The sequence below is a fragment of the Pseudomonas sp. S10E 269 genome, from assembly GCF_002798465.1.
GTDB classification, from domain to species: Bacteria; Pseudomonadota; Gammaproteobacteria; order Pseudomonadales; family Pseudomonadaceae; genus Aquipseudomonas; species Aquipseudomonas pergaminensis.
Window position 1 is genome coordinate 4,994,703 of the sequence record NZ_PHIJ01000001.1, and the last position, 16,776, is coordinate 5,011,478.

16 protein-coding genes are annotated in these 16,776 nt (G+C 61.1%); 13 read left to right on the forward strand and 3 right to left on the reverse strand.

Features of this window, described 5'->3' with window-relative positions; translation table 11 throughout:
• Window positions 1-264: 264 nt before the first annotated feature.
• The 3 genes from CWC48_RS23250 to CWC48_RS30590 all read left to right on the forward strand — a co-directional run bounded on the left by CWC48_RS23250 (window position 265) and on the right by CWC48_RS30590 (window position 2,192).
• Window positions 265-978, forward strand: a complete 714-nt coding sequence (locus tag CWC48_RS23250; protein WP_099491802.1) for a hypothetical protein — start codon at window positions 265-267, stop codon at window positions 976-978.
• Window positions 979-1,154: 176 nt separating this feature from the next.
• Window positions 1,155-1,424 carry a hypothetical protein gene (locus tag CWC48_RS23255; protein ID WP_100490421.1) on the forward strand — a complete coding sequence of 90 codons (270 nt, stop codon included), beginning with the start codon at window positions 1,155-1,157 and terminating at the stop codon, window positions 1,422-1,424.
• 270 nt (window positions 1,425-1,694) lie between these two features.
• Window positions 1,695-2,192, forward strand: coding sequence for a hypothetical protein (locus CWC48_RS30590; RefSeq protein WP_256581734.1), 498 nt, complete (start codon window positions 1,695-1,697; stop codon window positions 2,190-2,192).
• A 51-nt stretch (window positions 2,193-2,243) separates the two neighbouring features.
• Here CWC48_RS30590 and CWC48_RS23265 read toward each other — a convergent pair whose 3' ends face one another.
• On the reverse strand, window positions 2,244-2,870 hold the full coding sequence (locus CWC48_RS23265) for a helix-turn-helix domain-containing protein (protein ID WP_078048925.1): 627 nt from the start codon (window positions 2,868-2,870) through the stop codon (window positions 2,244-2,246).
• Between the two features lie 5 nt (window positions 2,871-2,875).
• Window positions 2,876-3,034 carry a hypothetical protein gene (locus tag CWC48_RS30405; protein ID WP_177409451.1) on the reverse strand — a complete coding sequence of 53 codons (159 nt, stop codon included), beginning with the start codon at window positions 3,032-3,034 and terminating at the stop codon, window positions 2,876-2,878.
• Between the two features lie 223 nt (window positions 3,035-3,257).
• Here CWC48_RS30405 and CWC48_RS23270 point away from each other — a divergent pair, with 223 nt between their 5' ends.
• From CWC48_RS23270 to CWC48_RS23280, 3 genes are all read left to right on the forward strand, one after another.
• Window positions 3,258-5,375, forward strand: a complete 2,118-nt coding sequence (locus tag CWC48_RS23270; protein ID WP_100490422.1) for a TonB-dependent receptor domain-containing protein — start codon at window positions 3,258-3,260, stop codon at window positions 5,373-5,375.
• A gap of 201 nt (window positions 5,376-5,576) precedes the next feature.
• A complete protein-coding gene (locus tag CWC48_RS23275) occupies window positions 5,577-6,119 on the forward strand; it encodes a sigma-70 family RNA polymerase sigma factor (RefSeq protein WP_100490423.1) in 543 nt (180 codons plus the stop codon).
• Window positions 6,116-7,048, forward strand: a complete 933-nt coding sequence (locus CWC48_RS23280; RefSeq protein ID WP_099491799.1) for a FecR family protein — start codon at window positions 6,116-6,118, stop codon at window positions 7,046-7,048. Before CWC48_RS23275 ends, CWC48_RS23280 begins: the two co-directional genes overlap by 4 nt.
• Here the strand turns inward: CWC48_RS23280 and CWC48_RS23285 are convergent.
• Window positions 7,045-8,856, reverse strand: a complete 1,812-nt coding sequence (locus tag CWC48_RS23285; protein ID WP_100490424.1) for a sigma-54-dependent Fis family transcriptional regulator — start codon at window positions 8,854-8,856, stop codon at window positions 7,045-7,047. The two genes, CWC48_RS23280 and CWC48_RS23285, sit on opposite strands and share 4 nt — an antisense overlap.
• A gap of 364 nt (window positions 8,857-9,220) precedes the next feature.
• Here CWC48_RS23285 and CWC48_RS23290 point away from each other — a divergent pair, with 364 nt between their 5' ends.
• The 7 genes from CWC48_RS23290 (at window position 9,221) to CWC48_RS23320 (ending at window position 16,767) form a co-directional block, all read left to right on the forward strand.
• Window positions 9,221-10,315, forward strand: a complete 1,095-nt coding sequence (locus CWC48_RS23290; RefSeq protein ID WP_071493336.1) for an ABC transporter ATP-binding protein — start codon at window positions 9,221-9,223, stop codon at window positions 10,313-10,315.
• Entirely contained in the window at window positions 10,315-11,412 is a 1,098-nt protein-coding gene (locus CWC48_RS23295) for an ABC transporter ATP-binding protein (RefSeq protein WP_100490425.1), read from the forward strand. Before CWC48_RS23290 ends, CWC48_RS23295 begins: the two co-directional genes overlap by 1 nt.
• Complete coding sequence (locus CWC48_RS23300; protein WP_025858174.1) at window positions 11,409-12,275, forward strand: carbohydrate ABC transporter permease; 867 nt, start codon at window positions 11,409-11,411, stop codon at window positions 12,273-12,275. Before CWC48_RS23295 ends, CWC48_RS23300 begins: the two co-directional genes overlap by 4 nt.
• A gap of 10 nt (window positions 12,276-12,285) precedes the next feature.
• Complete coding sequence (locus CWC48_RS23305) at window positions 12,286-13,086, forward strand: carbohydrate ABC transporter permease (protein ID WP_071491788.1); 801 nt, start codon at window positions 12,286-12,288, stop codon at window positions 13,084-13,086.
• A 10-nt stretch (window positions 13,087-13,096) separates the two neighbouring features.
• On the forward strand, window positions 13,097-13,369 hold the full coding sequence (locus tag CWC48_RS23310; RefSeq protein WP_010209675.1) for a DUF2160 domain-containing protein: 273 nt from the start codon (window positions 13,097-13,099) through the stop codon (window positions 13,367-13,369).
• 32 nt (window positions 13,370-13,401) lie between these two features.
• Window positions 13,402-15,144, forward strand: a complete 1,743-nt coding sequence (locus CWC48_RS23315; RefSeq protein WP_078048919.1) for an ABC transporter substrate-binding protein — start codon at window positions 13,402-13,404, stop codon at window positions 15,142-15,144.
• A gap of 243 nt (window positions 15,145-15,387) precedes the next feature.
• The gene (locus tag CWC48_RS23320; RefSeq protein WP_078048918.1) at window positions 15,388-16,767 is read left to right on the forward strand and encodes an iron-containing redox enzyme family protein; all 1,380 of its coding nucleotides are present in this window, start codon (window positions 15,388-15,390) and stop codon (window positions 16,765-16,767) included.
• Window positions 16,768-16,776 lie beyond the last annotated feature (9 nt).

A 16,776-nucleotide genomic window follows, 5' to 3' on the forward strand; every position in this document is an offset into this window, starting at 1 on the left:
CCCCTCAAAGGTTGAACTGCCACCCTGGATCGCCGACAACACACGCAACTGTTACAAACAGTATAGACCCTGGAAAATATTCGTGGCGGCTGCGCCTTTTCACCGCCCCGGCGGCTTCTGCTTACAACTATCTCCCCACCGCCATTGCACTTTTCTGGATTTCTCCGCTCTATCCTTGTCCCAGCCCCGCCGATCCCCGCGTGGGCAGATGAGCCAGATCGGGTGCCGATGGATCGCACGTTTCCTTGTTTCAACCTTCGACGGATGCGCCAGCCCTTGTTGCTGGCGGCCGTGTTAATGCTCTGTGCCAGCGGTTGCAGCCAGCAGCAGGGGCGCGATATCGCCAAGCAGTTCAGCAATGGCAAGCCCGATGAGTTCTTCCAGACCAGTGTGGATCGCATGGCGACGCTGGGCATGCGTGACAACCTGCAAAGCCTGTATTTGCTGATGAATAAACTCTACCTGCGCAATCCCAGCCAATGGCGCCAGTCGGGTTATCCGGATGCGGTTACGGCGGCGCGGGAGATTCGCCAGGCCATCGAGCAACGGCGCGCGCTACCCGCCCTTGGGGAGCGTCGTGATTTGGTGGCGCTGAGCTATTCCTTGAGCCCGGAATTCAAGGGCGATCGGGTTGGCGCGTTTATCTATGCGATCGGCAGCATGATCGTCACCGCCCACGGCGGGCGCACCGAGTTCTACATCACCGACTCGATCAACCCGCAGTTCGTCAGCAATGCCGCGCGCAATATCGAGAAGGCCACCTGGCTGTTAAGCAAACGCCAGGATGCGAATGGCGTGCTGCTGCTGTTTTCCAATGAGATATCGGAGGAGGGCAGCAACCTGAGTTTTGCGGTTGAGTTCGGCAAGATTGTCGCGCGCCTCGACCTGCTGACCCAGATGCTCGACGAGCGCTACCGCCGCATTGGCCTGAACTATGCGCAGAGCTTGTTGCTGATGAATTTCCTGCCAGTGCAGTGACCCATGTACGGGCACGCAACACCGTCAGTCATCCCCTGAACGCTTGTTTATCCCTGATGATGGGTGCGGTGTTTCCCTTTCCTCTGTAGGAAGTGGCCTATCTTGCCTCCCCGTGCTTGAAACACCCTGCGGTCATCAATAGCCTCGGATTTTTCCGAAAGAGAGAGGCCTCCAGCATGGGTAAGCAAAAAACGGTTTGGCCTACTGATCGCGAAATACGTTTGCGCTTTATCCTCTTTGCCGTGATCGATGCGGCGAGTGCCCAGGGCGTTTCCGCCGACGTGTTGCTGCCGGCACACAAGCTGCTGCGCGAATCACCGACCGAGGCGCAGTTGCTCGAGGTGCTGGGTGAGATACTGGACGCTGATGAAATGTATGGTTTTCGGCTCCCGCCTGGGTCGGAAGCGGAAGAGTTGATGCACACGTTAAGGAAAACTGAGCACTAGTTGCGCCCTGTTAGATCGTTTATTTCCATAAGGTTGGTCGAGATTCCAGGATCGAATATCCATAGTGTCGTTTTACATCTTTCAACAATCAGGATGAATGCCATAACGACGAAATCCTCATCATCACATCCGGCGCGGCTGTTTTCTTTAGCTAAGCTTCCCCCCGAACATCCATTCCTGCTGCTCTGCTGCCGTCTTGCGCCGCCCTCTGGCGCCTCTAGAATCGGCCCCAGAACTTACTCATTTCCTGTCGATTACGGAGTTTCGAAGATGATGAATGCCATGCAGATGCCGATGAACACCTCCATGCCCATGATGCCGATGATGGGCATGCCGATGATGATGGCCACCATGAAGTGCGAAATGGCTGCGGACGCCATGATGTGCACCATGAAGCCGGCTGCTGGTATGGACATGGCTCAGTTCAAGACCAACGCCGAAATGATGGCGATGATGATGAACTGCGGCATGCCGATGATGATGCAGTGCGCCAACATGTCGATGATGTGCATGTCGGCCGACGCCATGGCCATGATGACCGGCATGAACATGATGCCGATGATGGGCGTGCCAATGCCGATGATGAAGTGCGTGATGGAATGCACCCTGATGGGCGACAGCATGATGTGCAAAATGATGCCGATGCCAGGCATGAGCATGGCCATGATGGAAAACTGCTGCATGCTCATGAACAAAATGATGAACGACTGCGCCATGCCGATGATGATGAGCTGCAACGGCATGCCGATGATGTGCTGCACCTGCTGATAGGTCCCGCACTCAAAAAAAACGCCCCGATTATTCGGGGCGTTTTGCGTTTCAATCCAGGCGTTCGGGGTAGGTAATCACCAGGAACGCCACGGCCTCGCTGTCTGCCGGGTTGCGGTAGCGGTGGGGCTGGTCGGCATAGAACAGGATCGAGTCGCCGGTTGAAAGCAAATAGCGCGCGTCGTTGACGCTGACTTCCAGCACGCCTTGGGCCACCACCAGGTTTTCCTGGATGCCGGGACCATGGCCTTCGGAAACTTCCTCGCCCAATGCGCGCAGGCGGATCTCGTAGAACTCGGACTGGCGCGCGGTATCGTAGGGAAACAATGCCCGGCTGATAAACGCGCCATCGGCACTCACCAGGCGCTTGCTCTGTTGCGCCGGCAGCACTTCCACCCCTTCGAAGGCGCGGTCCTCCAGGAACGCCGCTACGGACACCTTCAAGCCCTTGGCAATCTTGCACAGCACCTTGATTGACGGCACGCTGCGCCCGGATTCGATCTGCGCCAGCATTGCCCGGCTCACGCCACAGGCACGTGCCAACCCATCCAGGGACAAGTGGCGTTTGCTGCGCAGGCGTTGCAGGTTGTGGGCGACGCACAGGCTGATCACGTCGTCGTCAGTGCTGGGTTTGGGCAGGGGTTCAGGCGGTTCGGGAAGCACGTGCAGGAAATTCATCGGCCTTACGCCCGGCGAGTATCGCTGGACGCAGCAGCCTGGGCAGTAAACACCGCCAGCCCGGCACGCGCGGCGTACATCGCCCACATCAACTCGGCCGCTGCACGCGCCTGGCGGCGTTTACGGTGGAGCGTGAAGTCGATGATCGTGGCGGATGTCTGCATGGGGGCGGTCTCATGGTACGTGGTTGACTCAGTGGCTCCACAGTAATGCTTGGGGGTTATTTCTTTAAATACTGAGTTTGCATGTGTTAATTCGATTTCGGACTTAGAAAAGAATCAACGTCCGACGCTGTTGTGGGAAAGGTCTGGTCCGTTAATAAGGAGTGACCTGGCGGGCGTGCCTGTCTTCCCACCACGTGCCCCCCGAATTCCAAGGACCCGCCCCATGCTGCTGCGCCAACCTCCGTTCCTTCTTGCCGCCCTGACGTTAAGCTCGCTGGTGCACGCCGAAGACCTGCAATTGGCCCCGGTCGAAGTCACCAGCAGCGAAGCCAGCGCCGGTGAAGTGGCCCAGGCGCAGCTCAGGAGCGTGCCCGGCGGCACCCATTACATCGACATGGACAACGTGCAGCAGGGCAGGGTGAGCACCAACGAAGACGTGTTCAAGTACCAGGCCGGGGTGTATGCCAAGGCGGCGAATAATGAAGGGGTAAAACTCTCGATTCGCGGCTCGGGCCTGAACCGCAGCCCCGGTGCCCATGCCTCCGGCCTGTACGAAATGTTCGACGGCCTGCCACTCACCGGCCCCGGCGGTACGCCCTATGAACTCAAAGACCCGTTGTGGCAAAGCCGGGTCGAAGTGCTGCGCGGCGCCAATGGTTTCGATCAGGGCGCGTTGGCCCTGGGTGGCGCAGTCAACTACGTGACACGCACCGGTTACGACGCTCCCAAGCTGCAATTGCGTTACGAAGCGGGCAGCAAAGGCTATGCCCAGCGCGAGATCAGTTCGGGCCAGGTGCTGGGGGATGCCGACTACTACATCAGCCTTACCGACTCCGAGTCCGACGGTTACCAGCGCCAGAGCGCCGGCACTGGCAAGGGCATGGCGGCCAACTTCGGCTACCGCTTCAACCCGGACCTGGAAACCCGTTTCTATTTCCGCTACCGCGAAACCACCAACGACACCCCCGGCAAGCTCACCCGTGCCCAGATCAGCCATGACCCACGCGCGGCCAACAGCCTCAACGCCGCCCGCGACTCCAAGCGCCTGCAGCCAGGCTCCACCTGGATCGCCAACAAGACCACCCTGCAGCTGGATGACAATGCCCGGGTCGAAGTCGGCCTGGCCTACCACGATTACCCGATGGACCTGCGCGAAGGCACCAACCGCCTGAAAGTCGCCTACACCGACATCAGTAGCACCCTCAACTACATCCGCCAGGACACGCTGTTCGGCCACGACAGCAAGACCACGCTCGGCCTGCGCACCACCCAGGCGATGCCCAACAACGGCGCTTCGGAGTATGTACGCACGCCTTCCGGTAACACTGCCGGCTACACGCCTGGCACCAAGACCCGTGACTACAGCTACCTGGGCTCCGACACCGTGCTGCATATCGGCAACGACCTGGAACTGGTGCCTGACCTGTGGCTGACCACCGGCCTGGCGGCGATCTATACCCGTCGCGAAACCCAGGTCACTTATCCCGAAGGCCAGGCACCGCTCAGCCAACACGACTGGGACTACGCGCCGCGCGTCGGCTTGCGTTACGACTTCACCCCGCAATTGCAGGTGTACGGCAACCTGAGCCGCTCGGTGGAGCCGCCGCACGCCTGGTCGATGATCTGGGGCTCCAACAAATACTTCCCCACAGGCAGTGGACCGGCCACCGGTTTGCAGCGCGAAGGCGTGAGCCTGAAAAACCAGACCGCCACCACCCTGGAGATCGGTGGCCGTGGCGAAGCCTGGCTCGGCCAGTGGGACCTGGCGCTGTACCGCTCTGAAGTGCGCCACGAACTGCTCACTGTGGAAACCCAGGCACAGACCTCCACCAGCAATGCCATCGTCGCCGAGTCCAACGCCAGCCCCACCGTGCACCAAGGCGTTGAGCTGAGCCTGCTCAGCCCGTTGTGGGACGGTGGCCGCAAAGGCCAGGTTGCCCTGCGCCAGGCCTACACCTTCAGTGACTTCCACTACCGTGACGATGACCGCTTCGGCGACAACACCTTGCCCGGCATTCCCAAGCACTATTACCAGGCCCAAGTGCGCTACAGCCACCCGACAGGCTTCTACACCAGCCTCAACACCGAGCATTCCTCCAGGGTGGCGGTGGACTACGCCAATTCCTACTACGCCGCGTCCTACACCATTCTCGGCGCTACCTTCGGCTACGACGCACCCAAGCAAGACTGGCAAGCCTGGGTCGACCTGCGCAACCTGACCAACCGGCGCTACGCCAATACCGTCACGCCGGGTTACGACGACAAGGGGCTGGACGTCGCGCGCTCCACGCCGGCGGATGGCCGTGGCATCTACACCGGCGTGTCCTGGAGCTGGCGCTAAAGGAACGTAATTTTTAAAACACCTCCGTTCCACTGTAGGAGCCCGGCTTGCCGGCGAAGGCGATCTTAAGGGCGCCATCGCCGGCAAGCCGGGCTCCTACAGTGGGCAGCATCCGACATAGGAGTGACACTTGCTCCTACACCGTTTTACTGGCATTGTTTGCGCAATTGGTAACATTTCCCATTTGAGATCTTTTTGCGCATGCATGACATTCCGGCCGCGCTGGGCGACTCCGTCCGGCAGCAGACCCTCACGGCGATGTACAGCGAGCACCACGGCTGGTTGCACGGCTGGCTGCGCAAGAAACTCGGATGCTCCCAGCATGCCGCCGACCTGGCCCATGACGCGTTCATCCGCGTGCTGATGCTGGCCGAGCCGCAGTCGATCAAGGAACCTCGTGCTTTCCTGGCCACCACGGCAGGGCGGCTGTTGATCGACGGCGCCCGTCGTCGCCGTATCGAAAAAGCCTACATGGAAGCCCTTGCGGTCCAGTGCGAAGACGCCGGCATGCCCGACCCCGCCGCGATTCACGTGGCGCTGCAAGCGCTCGAACGCATTGCCGAGATGCTCGCCGGCCTGCCGGCCAAGGCCCGCGAAGCGTTCCTGCTGAGTCGCCTCGATGGCCTGACCTACAGCGAGATCGCCACGCGCCTGGACGTGTCGTCCAGCACCGTCAAAAACTACATCTCCAGCGCCCTGGTGCATTGCTACCACAGCCTGCACCCGGCCGACCCGCTGGCATGAGTTCCGAACAGATCATCCAGCAGGCGGCGCAGTGGCTCACGCGCCTGCACGACGAAGCCGTCACCGACGCCGATCGCCAGGCTTTCAACGCCTGGCGCCAGGCCGACCCGCGCCACGAAGTGGCTATCGAGCGCATGAGTGCGCTGTGGGGTAGCCTCGATGCGTTGCCCGCCAAGCCCGCGCGCATTGCCCTGAACCGTGCCTTCACCCCGCGACGTCCACGTGGCGCGCAGGTGGTGGGCTTGCTCGGTGTGGTCCTGTGCGGTTGGCTGGGCCTGCAACACCTGCCCCTCTGGATGGCTGACCAGCGCACCGGCATTGGTGAGCGCCGGCAGATCGCCCTCGAAGACGGCAGCCAGTTGCAGCTCAACAGCAACTCGGCGGTGGACGTGAAGTTCGACGGCCATCAACGGGTGATCGAACTGCTGCAGGGCGAGCTCTGGGTGGACGTGGCCAAGGATACGCAACGGCCTTTCGTGGTGCGTACCGACCAGGGCACCGCCACTGCGCTGGGCACGCGTTACCTGGTCAAGCGCGCGGTAGACGGCACCACGGTGGTGACGGTGATCGAGTCCACGGTAGCGGTCAAAGGCGAGACCCTCGATGGGGTCAAGGTCAAGGCCGGCCAGCGCTCGGTCCTCGACCATGGCCGCGCGCAGCCGCCGCAAGCGGTCAACGACGGTGACCCCGACGCCTGGACCCGTGGCCTGCTCAAGGTCAACGACCAGCCCCTGAGCGAGGTCCTGCAAACCCTCGCCAGCTATCGCCACGGCATGCTGCGCTTCGATCCACAGGCCCTGCAGAACCTGCGGGTGTCCGGCGTGTTCAAGCTCGACGACACCGCCGCGGCGCTGTCGTCATTGGCGGATAACCTGCCGATCCAGGTGGAGTACTTCACCGACCTGCTGGTGGTGGTCAAGCCGCGCTAGGGCTGGCGCAGGCGCTTGTACAGGGTATTGCGGCTCACCCCCAGTTCGCGCGCCAGGTGGGAGATATTCCCACCGACGGCCTTGAGGCGCTGGTTGAGGTCGATGCTGTCATCCAGGTACTCACTGATGGGCTGCGGTGGTTCCACTTTCAAGTCGACAAAAAAATCATCCGGCAGGTGCTCCGGGCGGATCGGCTGTTCTTCGGCCATCGCCAGCGCCACCTGCAACACGCTGCTCACCTGGCGCAGGTTCCCCGGCCACGGGTGCTGCTCGAACAGCGCCAGCACGTCAGCGCTCAGGCCTGCCCACTGGGTTGGCTCGCGGTGTTGCTGCCACAGTTGCTGGAACAGCGCCTGCTTGTCGGTGCGCTCGCGTAGGGGCGGCAGTTCCAGGGTCAGGCCGCCGATGCGGTAGTACAAATCTTCACGAAAACGTCCGGCCTGCACCAGTTCGCGCAGTGCGCGGTTGGTGGCCGAGATGATGCGCAAATCCACCGGGAACAACTCGCTGCTGCCCACTGGTTGTACGCAACGTTCCTGCAGCACCCGGAGCAAGCGGGCCTGGGTGGGCAGTGGCATGTCACCGATCTCGTCGAGAAACAGCGTGCCCTTGTCGGCCTTGCGGATCAGGCCAATGCTGCCTTTTTGATTGGCGCCGGTGAAGGCGCCTTTTTCATAGCCGAACAGTTCCGACTCCACCAGATCGGCCGGAATCGCCGCGCAGTTCACCGCGATAAACGCCTTCTGGCTGCGCGAACTGGCCTGGTGCAAGGCTTTGACGAACACTTCCTTGCCCACGCCGGTTTCGCCGTGGATCAGCAGCGGAATATCTTTTTCCAGCAACCGCTCGGCCTGGCGCACGGCTTTCTCTACGCGCATATCGCCAAAATGCAACGTCTTGAGGCCAATGGAGGCAGGCTTTGGCGGCGTCGGTTCAGTAAATACACGCGCCTGCACCGGCATTTGCCTGGGCCGCTTCAACAAGCACTGGAAGCGATTACGCCCTGCGGCTTGCAGGGAAAAGGGCAGGCCTTCCGGTTGGTTCAACAGCTCCAGCAGCGACACTTTGAACAGGCTGTCGATCATCACCCGCGACAGGCTGATGCCCAGCAGGTTGTCGGCACGTCGGTTGGCTGACAGCACCTGGCCGCTTTCATCAAAGATCAGCAGGCCGGCCCATTGGCTATCCAGGTTACTGAGACCGGTATTGAAGGTCAGTTGGAAGTGCTCGCCGCGAAACAGATTGAGGATCAGCCGGTTCTCCACGGTCTGGCTCATCATCTTGACCATGCCCAGGGTGTGGGAGGGCGGCAGGTAGCTGTCGCTGGACACGTCCAGCACCGCGATGATCTCGCGCTGGGCATCGAAGATCGGCGCCGCCGAGCCAGTCATGAAGCGGTTGGCCTTGAGGAAGTGTTCATCGTGTTCGATATGCACCGCCTGGGCGCAGGCCAGCGCGGTGCCGATGGCATTGGTGCCGCTGGAGCGCTCCATCCAGCTGGCGCCGGGGTTGAAGCCCCTGGCCAGCTTGGGTTCGATAAAACGCTGGGTGCCCCAACTGGTCAGCACCTGGCCCTGGTTGTCGGCCAGCATGATCAGGCAGTTGGAATTACTGAGGATGTTTTCGTAGTAGGGCAGCACTTCCTGGTGCGTGGTCTGTACCAGCGAGTGCTGGCTCTCCAGCAATTGGCTGATGCCCTCGGCGGGAAGCTGGTCGAAGCTGGGCGTACTCTGGTGGTCCAGGCCGAAGGCGCGGCAACGGCGCCAGGATTCCTGGATAAGGGTGTCGTGAGCCAGTGGTTCGGCCATGGTGCGACCTTCATTTTTATTGTTATTGGGCTTGCACAATCTACCTGACGAAACCGGATCAAAATGTGGGAGCGGGCTTGCTCGCGAATGCGTTGGACCAGTCGACCTATGTATTGACTGACACACTGCTTTCGCGAGCAAGCCCGCTCCCACATTTGCCCTGTATCGGTGATGAGAGTGGTGTTCAGGACTGTTCATTGTCAAGGGCCTGAGTGTTCAGTTGTTCAGCCTGTGATGTTCATTTCTGTTCACACCTGAACACACCGTTTAGCCCATTTCCTTGCACATCAAGCACTTGCCGTTTTGGCACGAAACTCGCTCTGACAGCTGGCCAGATTCATTCCAATAATAAAAAGGTCGTGTCATGTCATTGACCCTGGAACATGTCTCCCGCGTTGTCGAAGGCCAGACCTGGATCGACGACGCCAACCTGCGCTTCGAAGCCGGTTCCTTCAACGTCTTGCTCGGCCGTACGCTGTCCGGCAAGACCAGCCTGATGCGCCTGATGGCCGGGCTGGACAAGCCCGACAGCGGTCGCATCCTGATGAACGGCGTGGATGTCACGCAAAAGCCGGTGCGCCTGCGCAACGTGTCGATGGTCTATCAGCAGTTCATCAACTACCCGACCATGACCGTGTTCGAGAACATCGCCTCGCCGTTGCGCCAGGCCGGTGTGTCCAACGAGCTGATCCAGAGCAAGGTGCTGGAAACCGCCCGGATGCTGCGCATCGAGAAATTCCTCCAGCGTCACCCGTTGGAACTCTCCGGTGGCCAGCAGCAACGCACAGCGATGGCCCGCGCGCTGGTCAAGGACGCCGAGCTGATCCTGTTCGACGAGCCGCTGGTGAACCTGGACTACAAACTGCGCGAAGAGCTGCGTCAGGAAATGCGCGAGCTGTTTGCCGCGCGCCACACCATCGCCATCTACGCCACCACCGAACCCAACGAAGCCCTGGCCTTGGGCGGCACCACCACCATCCTGCATGAAGGCCGGGTGATCCAGAGCGGCAAGGCCGCCGAGGTCTATCACCAGCCGCAGACCGTGCTGGCCGCCGAGCTGTTTTCCGAGCCGCCGATCAACCTGATGCCGGGGCGTATCAGCGGCAATGAAGTGAGCTTCGCCAATTTCGTGCACTTCCCGCTCAACGTCGACCTGCGCCCCATCGGCGAAGGCGAGTTTCGTTTCGGCGTACGTCCCAGCCATATCAGCCTGGTGCCGAGCAACGACGACGACCTGGAGCTGGCGGTGACCGTAGAAGTCGCCGAGATCAGCGGTTCGGAAACCTTCTTGCACGTGCGCAGTGAACACTTCCTGTTGGTGCTGCACCTGCCGGGGGTGCACGAATACGACGTCGACGCGCCGATCCGCGTGTACATCCCCACCCATAAACTGTTTGTGTTCGATGGCCAGGGCCGTTTGGTCCAGGCCCCCGGGCGCCGTGTCGCGAGGGTTGCCTGATGGCCGAGATCCATTTGCAGAACCTGGCGCATAGCTACAGCCCTACGCCGAGCGGCCCCGAGGACTACGCCATTCGGGAAATGAACCACGTGTGGGAGCAGGGTGGGGCCTACGCCTTGCTCGGGCCGTCGGGCTGCGGCAAGTCGACCTTGCTCAATATCATCTCCGGCCTGCTCAGCCCGTCCGAAGGCCAGGTGCTGTTTGACAGCAAAGTGGTCAACGACCTCACCCCGGAAAAACGCAACATCGCCCAGGTGTTCCAGTTCCCGGTGGTGTACGACACCATGACGGTGTTCGACAACCTGGCGTTCCCGCTGCGCAACCAGGGCATGGCCGAGGCGAAGATCCACAGCAAAGTGCAGGAAATTGCCGAGGTCCTTGACCTGCAAAACCTGCTGACCAAAAAGGCCCGCAACCTTACCGCCGACGAAAAACAGAAAGTCTCCATGGGCCGTGGCCTGGTGCGCGACGACGTGTCGGCGATCCTCTTCGATGAGCCGCTGACGGTGATCGACCCGCACCTCAAGTGGAAACTGCGGCGCAAGCTCAAGCAGATCCATGAGCAGTTCAACATCACCATGGTCTACGTCACCCACGACCAGTTGGAGGCCTCGACCTTCGCCGACAAGATCGCGGTGATGTACGGCGGGCAAATCGTACAGTTCGGCACGCCGCGCGACCTGTTCGAACGGCCGAGCCACACCTTTGTCGGCTATTTCATCGGCAGCCCTGGGATGAACCTGATCGAGGTGCAGGCCGAGGCGGGCGGGGTGCGGTTTGCCGACACCTACCTGCCCTTGCCAGAGGCCTTGCAGCAACGCATTGCCAACACCGAGTACAAAAAGTTGCAGGTTGGTATCCGTCCGGAATTCATCCACGTGTGGGACGAGCACAATCCCGACGCCCTGCAGGCCGAGGTCACACACCTGGAAGACCTTGGCACCTACAAAATCATCACCCTCAACCTCGACGGCGCGCTGCTCAAGGTGCGCCTGGCCGAAGACAAACCGGTGCCCGAGGGCAAGGCCTCCATCAGCTTTCCCGCGCAATGGCTGATGGTGTATGCCGACGACTACCTGCTGGAGGTGCAGCCATGAACAAGGTGCAGAACAACAAGGCCTGGTGGCTGGTATTGCCGGTGTTCCTGCTGGTGGCGTTCAGTGCGGTGATCCCGATGATGACCGTGGTCAACTACTCGGTGCAGGACATCTTCGACCAGTCCAGCCGCTACTTCGTCGGCGCCGACTGGTACAAGCAGGTGCTGCTCGATCCGCGGCTGCATGATTCGCTGCTGCGTCAGTTCATCTACTCGGCCTGCGTGTTGCTGATCGAGATCCCGCTGGGCATCGCCATCGCCCTGACCATGCCGACCAAGGGCCGCTGGTCGTCGCTGGTGCTGATCATCCTCGCCATCCCGCTGCTGATCCCGTGGAACGTGGTGGGCACCATCTGGCAGATCTTCGGCCGCGCCGACATCGGCCTGCTGGGCTACAGCCTCAATGCGTTGGGCATCAGCTACAACTACGCGGCCAACACCATGGATGCCTGGGTCACGGTGCTGGTGATGGACGTGTGGCATTGGACGTCGCTGGTGGCGCTGCTGTGCTACTCCGGCCTACGGGCGATTCCGGATGTGTACTACCAGGCCGCGCGGATCGATCGTGCTTCGGCCTGGGCAGTGTTCCGACATATCCAGTTGCCGAAGATGAAGAGCGTGCTGCTGATCGCGGTGATGCTGCGGTTCATGGACAGCTTCATGATCTACACCGAACCTTTCGTCCTCACGGGCGGCGGGCCGGGTAACGCCACCACGTTCTTGAGTCAGACCCTGACCCAGATGGCCGTAGGCCAATTCGACCTGGGCCCGGCGGCGGCGTTTTCGCTGGTGTACTTCCTGATCATCCTGTTGGTGTCCTGGCTGTTCTACACCGCCATGACCCACTCCGACGCCAACCGCTGAGGCCGCCAACATGAACAAGAGAAAGCTGATACCGCTACTGATCTACATCCTGTTCCTGCTGGTGCCGATCTACTGGCTGCTGAATATGTCCTTCAAGAGCAACACCGAAATCCTCGGCGGGCTGACGCTGTTTCCGCAGGACTTCACCCTGGCCAACTACAAGGTGATCTTCACCGACCCGAGCTGGTACACCGGCTACCTCAACTCACTGTACTACGTGAGCCTGAACACAGTGATCTCCCTGAGCGTGGCGCTGCCGGCGGCCTATGCGTTCTCGCGCTACCGTTTTCTGGGTGACAAGCACCTGTTCTTCTGGCTGCTGACCAACCGCATGGCGCCACCGGCGGTGTTTCTGCTGCCGTTTTTCCAGCTGTATTCGTCCATCGGCCTGTTCGACACGCACATCGCCGTGGCCCTGGCGCACTGCCTGTTCAACGTGCCGTTGGCGGTGTGGATCCTGGAAGGCTTCATGTCCGGGGTGCCGAAGGAAATCGACGAAACCGCCTACATCGACGGCTACTCGTTTCCCAAGTTCTTCGTGAAGATTTTTATCCCGTTGATCGGCTCCGGCATCGGTGTGACGGCGTTTTTCTGCTTCATGTTTTCCTGGGTCGAGTTGTTGCTCGCGCGCACCCTGACCTCGGTCAACGCCAAGCCCATTGCGGCGGTGATGACGCGCACGGTGTCGGCGTCGGGTATCGATTGGGGTGTGCTGGCGGCGGCGGGGGTGTTGACTATCCTTCCCGGCATGCTGGTGATCTGGTTTGTTCGCAACCACGTGGCCAAGGGCTTTGCCCTCGGCCGGGTCTGAGGAGTCGATGATGGAATGGATGGCCTGGACCACCCCCACCGCGCTGTTCTTTGGTGCCATAGCCCTGATCCTCGCGGGCATGACCACCTGGGAACTGCGCTCGCCGAGCATCCCCCGGCGTGGTTTTTTACCGATCAGCACCACCCGTGGTGATCGCTTGTTTATCGGTCTTCTCGGCAGCGCCTACCTGCATTTGCTGGTCATCGGCGTTACCGACTGGAGCATCTGGGTGGCGTCCGCGCTCTCCCTGGTATGGCTGTTGAGTGTGATGCGTTGGGGCTGATGCCCTTGTGAATAAACAACCTGGAGGTCTCTATGTTGAATAAGAACAATAAGCTGCGACATAGCATTTCATTGGCCGCCGTACTGGCCCTGAGCGGTTTGAGCGCCTCGGCCTGGGCCGATGCGTACGAAGATGCCGCGAAAAAATGGATCGGCAGCGAGTTCAAACCGTCCACCCTCACGGCCGAACAGCAGCTTGCCGAACTCAAGTGGTTCATCAAGGCTGCCGAACCCTTTCGTGGGATGAAGATCAACGTGGTGTCGGAAACCCTCACCACCCACGAATACGAGTCCAAGGTGCTGGCCAAGGCGTTCAGTGAAATCACCGGGATCAAGCTCACCCATGACTTGCTGCAAGAAGGCGACGTGGTGGAGAAGCTGCAAACCCAGATGCAGTCCGACAAGAACATCTATGACGGCTGGGTCAATGACTCGGACCTGATCGGTACGCACTTTCGCTACGGCAAGACCGAATCCATCACGGACTTGATGGCCAATGAAGGCAAGGATTTCACCTCGCCGACCCTGGATATCAAGGACTTCATCGGCATTTCCTTCACCACCGCGCCTGACGGCAAGATCTACCAACTGCCTGACCAACAGTTCGCCAACCTCTACTGGTTCCGCGCCGACTGGTTCGAGCGCCCAGAGCTGAAAGCCAAGTTCAAGGAAAAATACGGCTACGAACTCGGCGTGCCGGTGAACTGGTCGGCCTATGAAGACATCGCCAAGTTCTTCAGCGAAGACGTCAAGGAAATCGACGGCAAGCGCGTGTACGGGCACATGGACTACGGCAAGAAAGACCCGTCCCTGGGCTGGCGCTTCACCGATGCCTGGTTCTCCATGGCCGGTGGTGGCGACAAGGGCCTGCCGAACGGCTTGCCGGTGGACGAGTGGGGCATTCGCGTGGAGGACTGCCACCCGGTCGGCTCCAGCGTCACCCGCGGCGGTGACACCAACGGCCCAGCCGCCGTGTACGCCACCCAGAAATACGTGGACTGGATGAAAGCCTACGCGCCACCGGAAGCGGCGGGCATGACCTTCTCCGAATCCGGCCCGGTGCCGTCCCAAGGCAACATCGCCCAGCAGATCTTCTGGTACACCGCGTTTACGGCCGACATGGTCAAGCCGGGCCTGCCCGTGGTGAATGCCGACGGCACGCCGAAATGGCGCATGGCGCCGTCGCCTGTCGGACCTTACTGGGAAAAGGGCATGAAGAAGGGCTATCAGGACGTAGGCTCCTGGACCTTCCTCAAGTCCACACCCGAGAAGCAGAAACTCGCGGCCTGGCTCTACGCGCAGTTCGTGACCTCGAAAACCGTGTCGCTGAAGAAAACCATCGTCGGCCTGACGCCGATTCGTGAGTCCGACATCAACTCCCAGGCCATGACCGACATGGCGCCGAAACTGGGTGGCCTGGTGGAGTTCTACCGCAGCCCGGCCCGCACCGAGTGGTCGCCGACCGGCACCAACGTGCCGGACTACCCACGCCTGGCGCAACTGTGGTGGAGCAACATCGCCGCCGCCGCCAGCGGCGAGAAAACCCCGCAACAGGCGCTCGACAACTTGGCCAAGGAACAGGACGCGATCATGACACGCCTGGAGCGCTCCAAAGTGCAACCGGTGTGCGGCCCGAAAATGAACCCCGAGCGTGATGCGCAATACTGGTTCGACCAGCCGGGCGCACCTAAACCGAAACTGGCCAACGAGAAGCCCAAAGGCGAAACCGTGAACTACAACGACCTGCTCAAGCAGTGGGAGGCTGCACGCAAGTAATCACCCCTGTCATTACTGATTGTGGTGAGCGGGCTTGCCCCGCTCACCACTTGTGTTCTTTCAGCCAATCCGCACCGGCGAAAAACCAAACACGGCAACCGCCGATCCGCACATTCCCAACCCTGATTGAATTTTCAGCACACCCCGATGCTCTTCACTTTAGAAGCGTGTGGTTCTGAGCGCTCTTGCGGGGCCTCCTTGTCGGGAGGCCTGGTTGTATCGGACTTTGCGGAAACTGCCATCATGACGCTTCTCACAGCGCTGTCGGGCCAGCCGGCCTCGCTCACTCATTCGGTTTGCGGCCAGTACCACGGGCTTTACCAGCAGCTCTATGGTGAAGGCCAGGGCGCGCACGAGGCTGCGCGGGATTTCCTGCAGGCGCAGTTGGCGCAGGTGCAAGACGCGCCCAGCGAGCTGCCGCCGGTGCCCGAGCAACTGCCCGGCTGGATCGAACAGCGTTGCACCGAGGTGGCCCAGGCCTATGCCGATTACCTGGAGCAACGCCAGCAAGGCCAGCCACGTCGCTACTTCCAGAACAAGGCGCATGCGCTGTACTTCTTGCAGCGCGTCGCCCCGACCAAACAGGTCGACGGCGCCTGGCTCAATGGCCTGTTGCGCCATTGGCAAGACCCGCGCTTCGACGGCCTGCTCACCACCTACCTTGAAGAGCTGGGCGACGGTGAGGCGGCCCAGAACCATGTGGTGATCTACCGCAAGTTGCTCAGCGAACACGATGCCGACAGCAACGCGGGCCTGGAAGACGCACATTACCTGCAAGGTGCGCTGCAGATGGCCCTGGGGCTGTGCGCTGAAGACTTCTTGCCGGAGATCATCGGCTACAACCTCGGCTATGAGCAGCTACCCCTGCACCTGTTGATCACGGCCTATGAGTTGAGCGAACTGGGCATCGACCCCTATTACTTCACCCTGCACGTGACCATCGACAACGCCAGCAGCGGCCATGCGTGCAAGGCGGCGCAGTCGGTGCTGAACCTGTTGCCGCTGGGCGAGGGCAGGGCGGACTTCTATCGCCGGGTGGCCGAGGGTTATCGCCTCAACGACCTGGGGCCGGGGACAACGGCCGTCATCAACGGCTTCAACCTGCAGGACGAAGTGGTCGCCATGCTTGAGCGCAAGCGCACCTTCGGCCAGCACATGCATTCGGACTATTGCCGCTTCGAAGGCAAGACCGTCAACCAATGGCTAGGCCAGCCGGGGCAGATCGGCGCCTTTCTTCAGGCCCTGGAAGACAAGGGCTGGATCAAGCGCGATCAGGACCCGGCCGAAAGCCGCTTCTGGCAATTGATCGAAGGCGCGGGCGCGGCGATGTTCGGCGTGTTCAGCGGCTATGAAAAGCAGGTGTTGCACGACTGGATCGCCGGCGATTGGACCAGCGACCAACGCGTGCCGCCCGTACGGCCCGGACGTGGCAGCCGGTTCTCCCGCGAGCAGCATCGCCCGGCGGATCCCGACACCCAGGCGCTGGTGGAATCGCTGTGGAAGCTGTCCGATGAGGAGCAGCTCAACGCTCTGATCCCGTGGCTGTCGGCGCGACGCCATTGCACGCCCGCCGGGTTGTACGCGACCCGCCGCTTTATTCAACTGCGCGCGCGTTTGCGCTAAGGAATACCC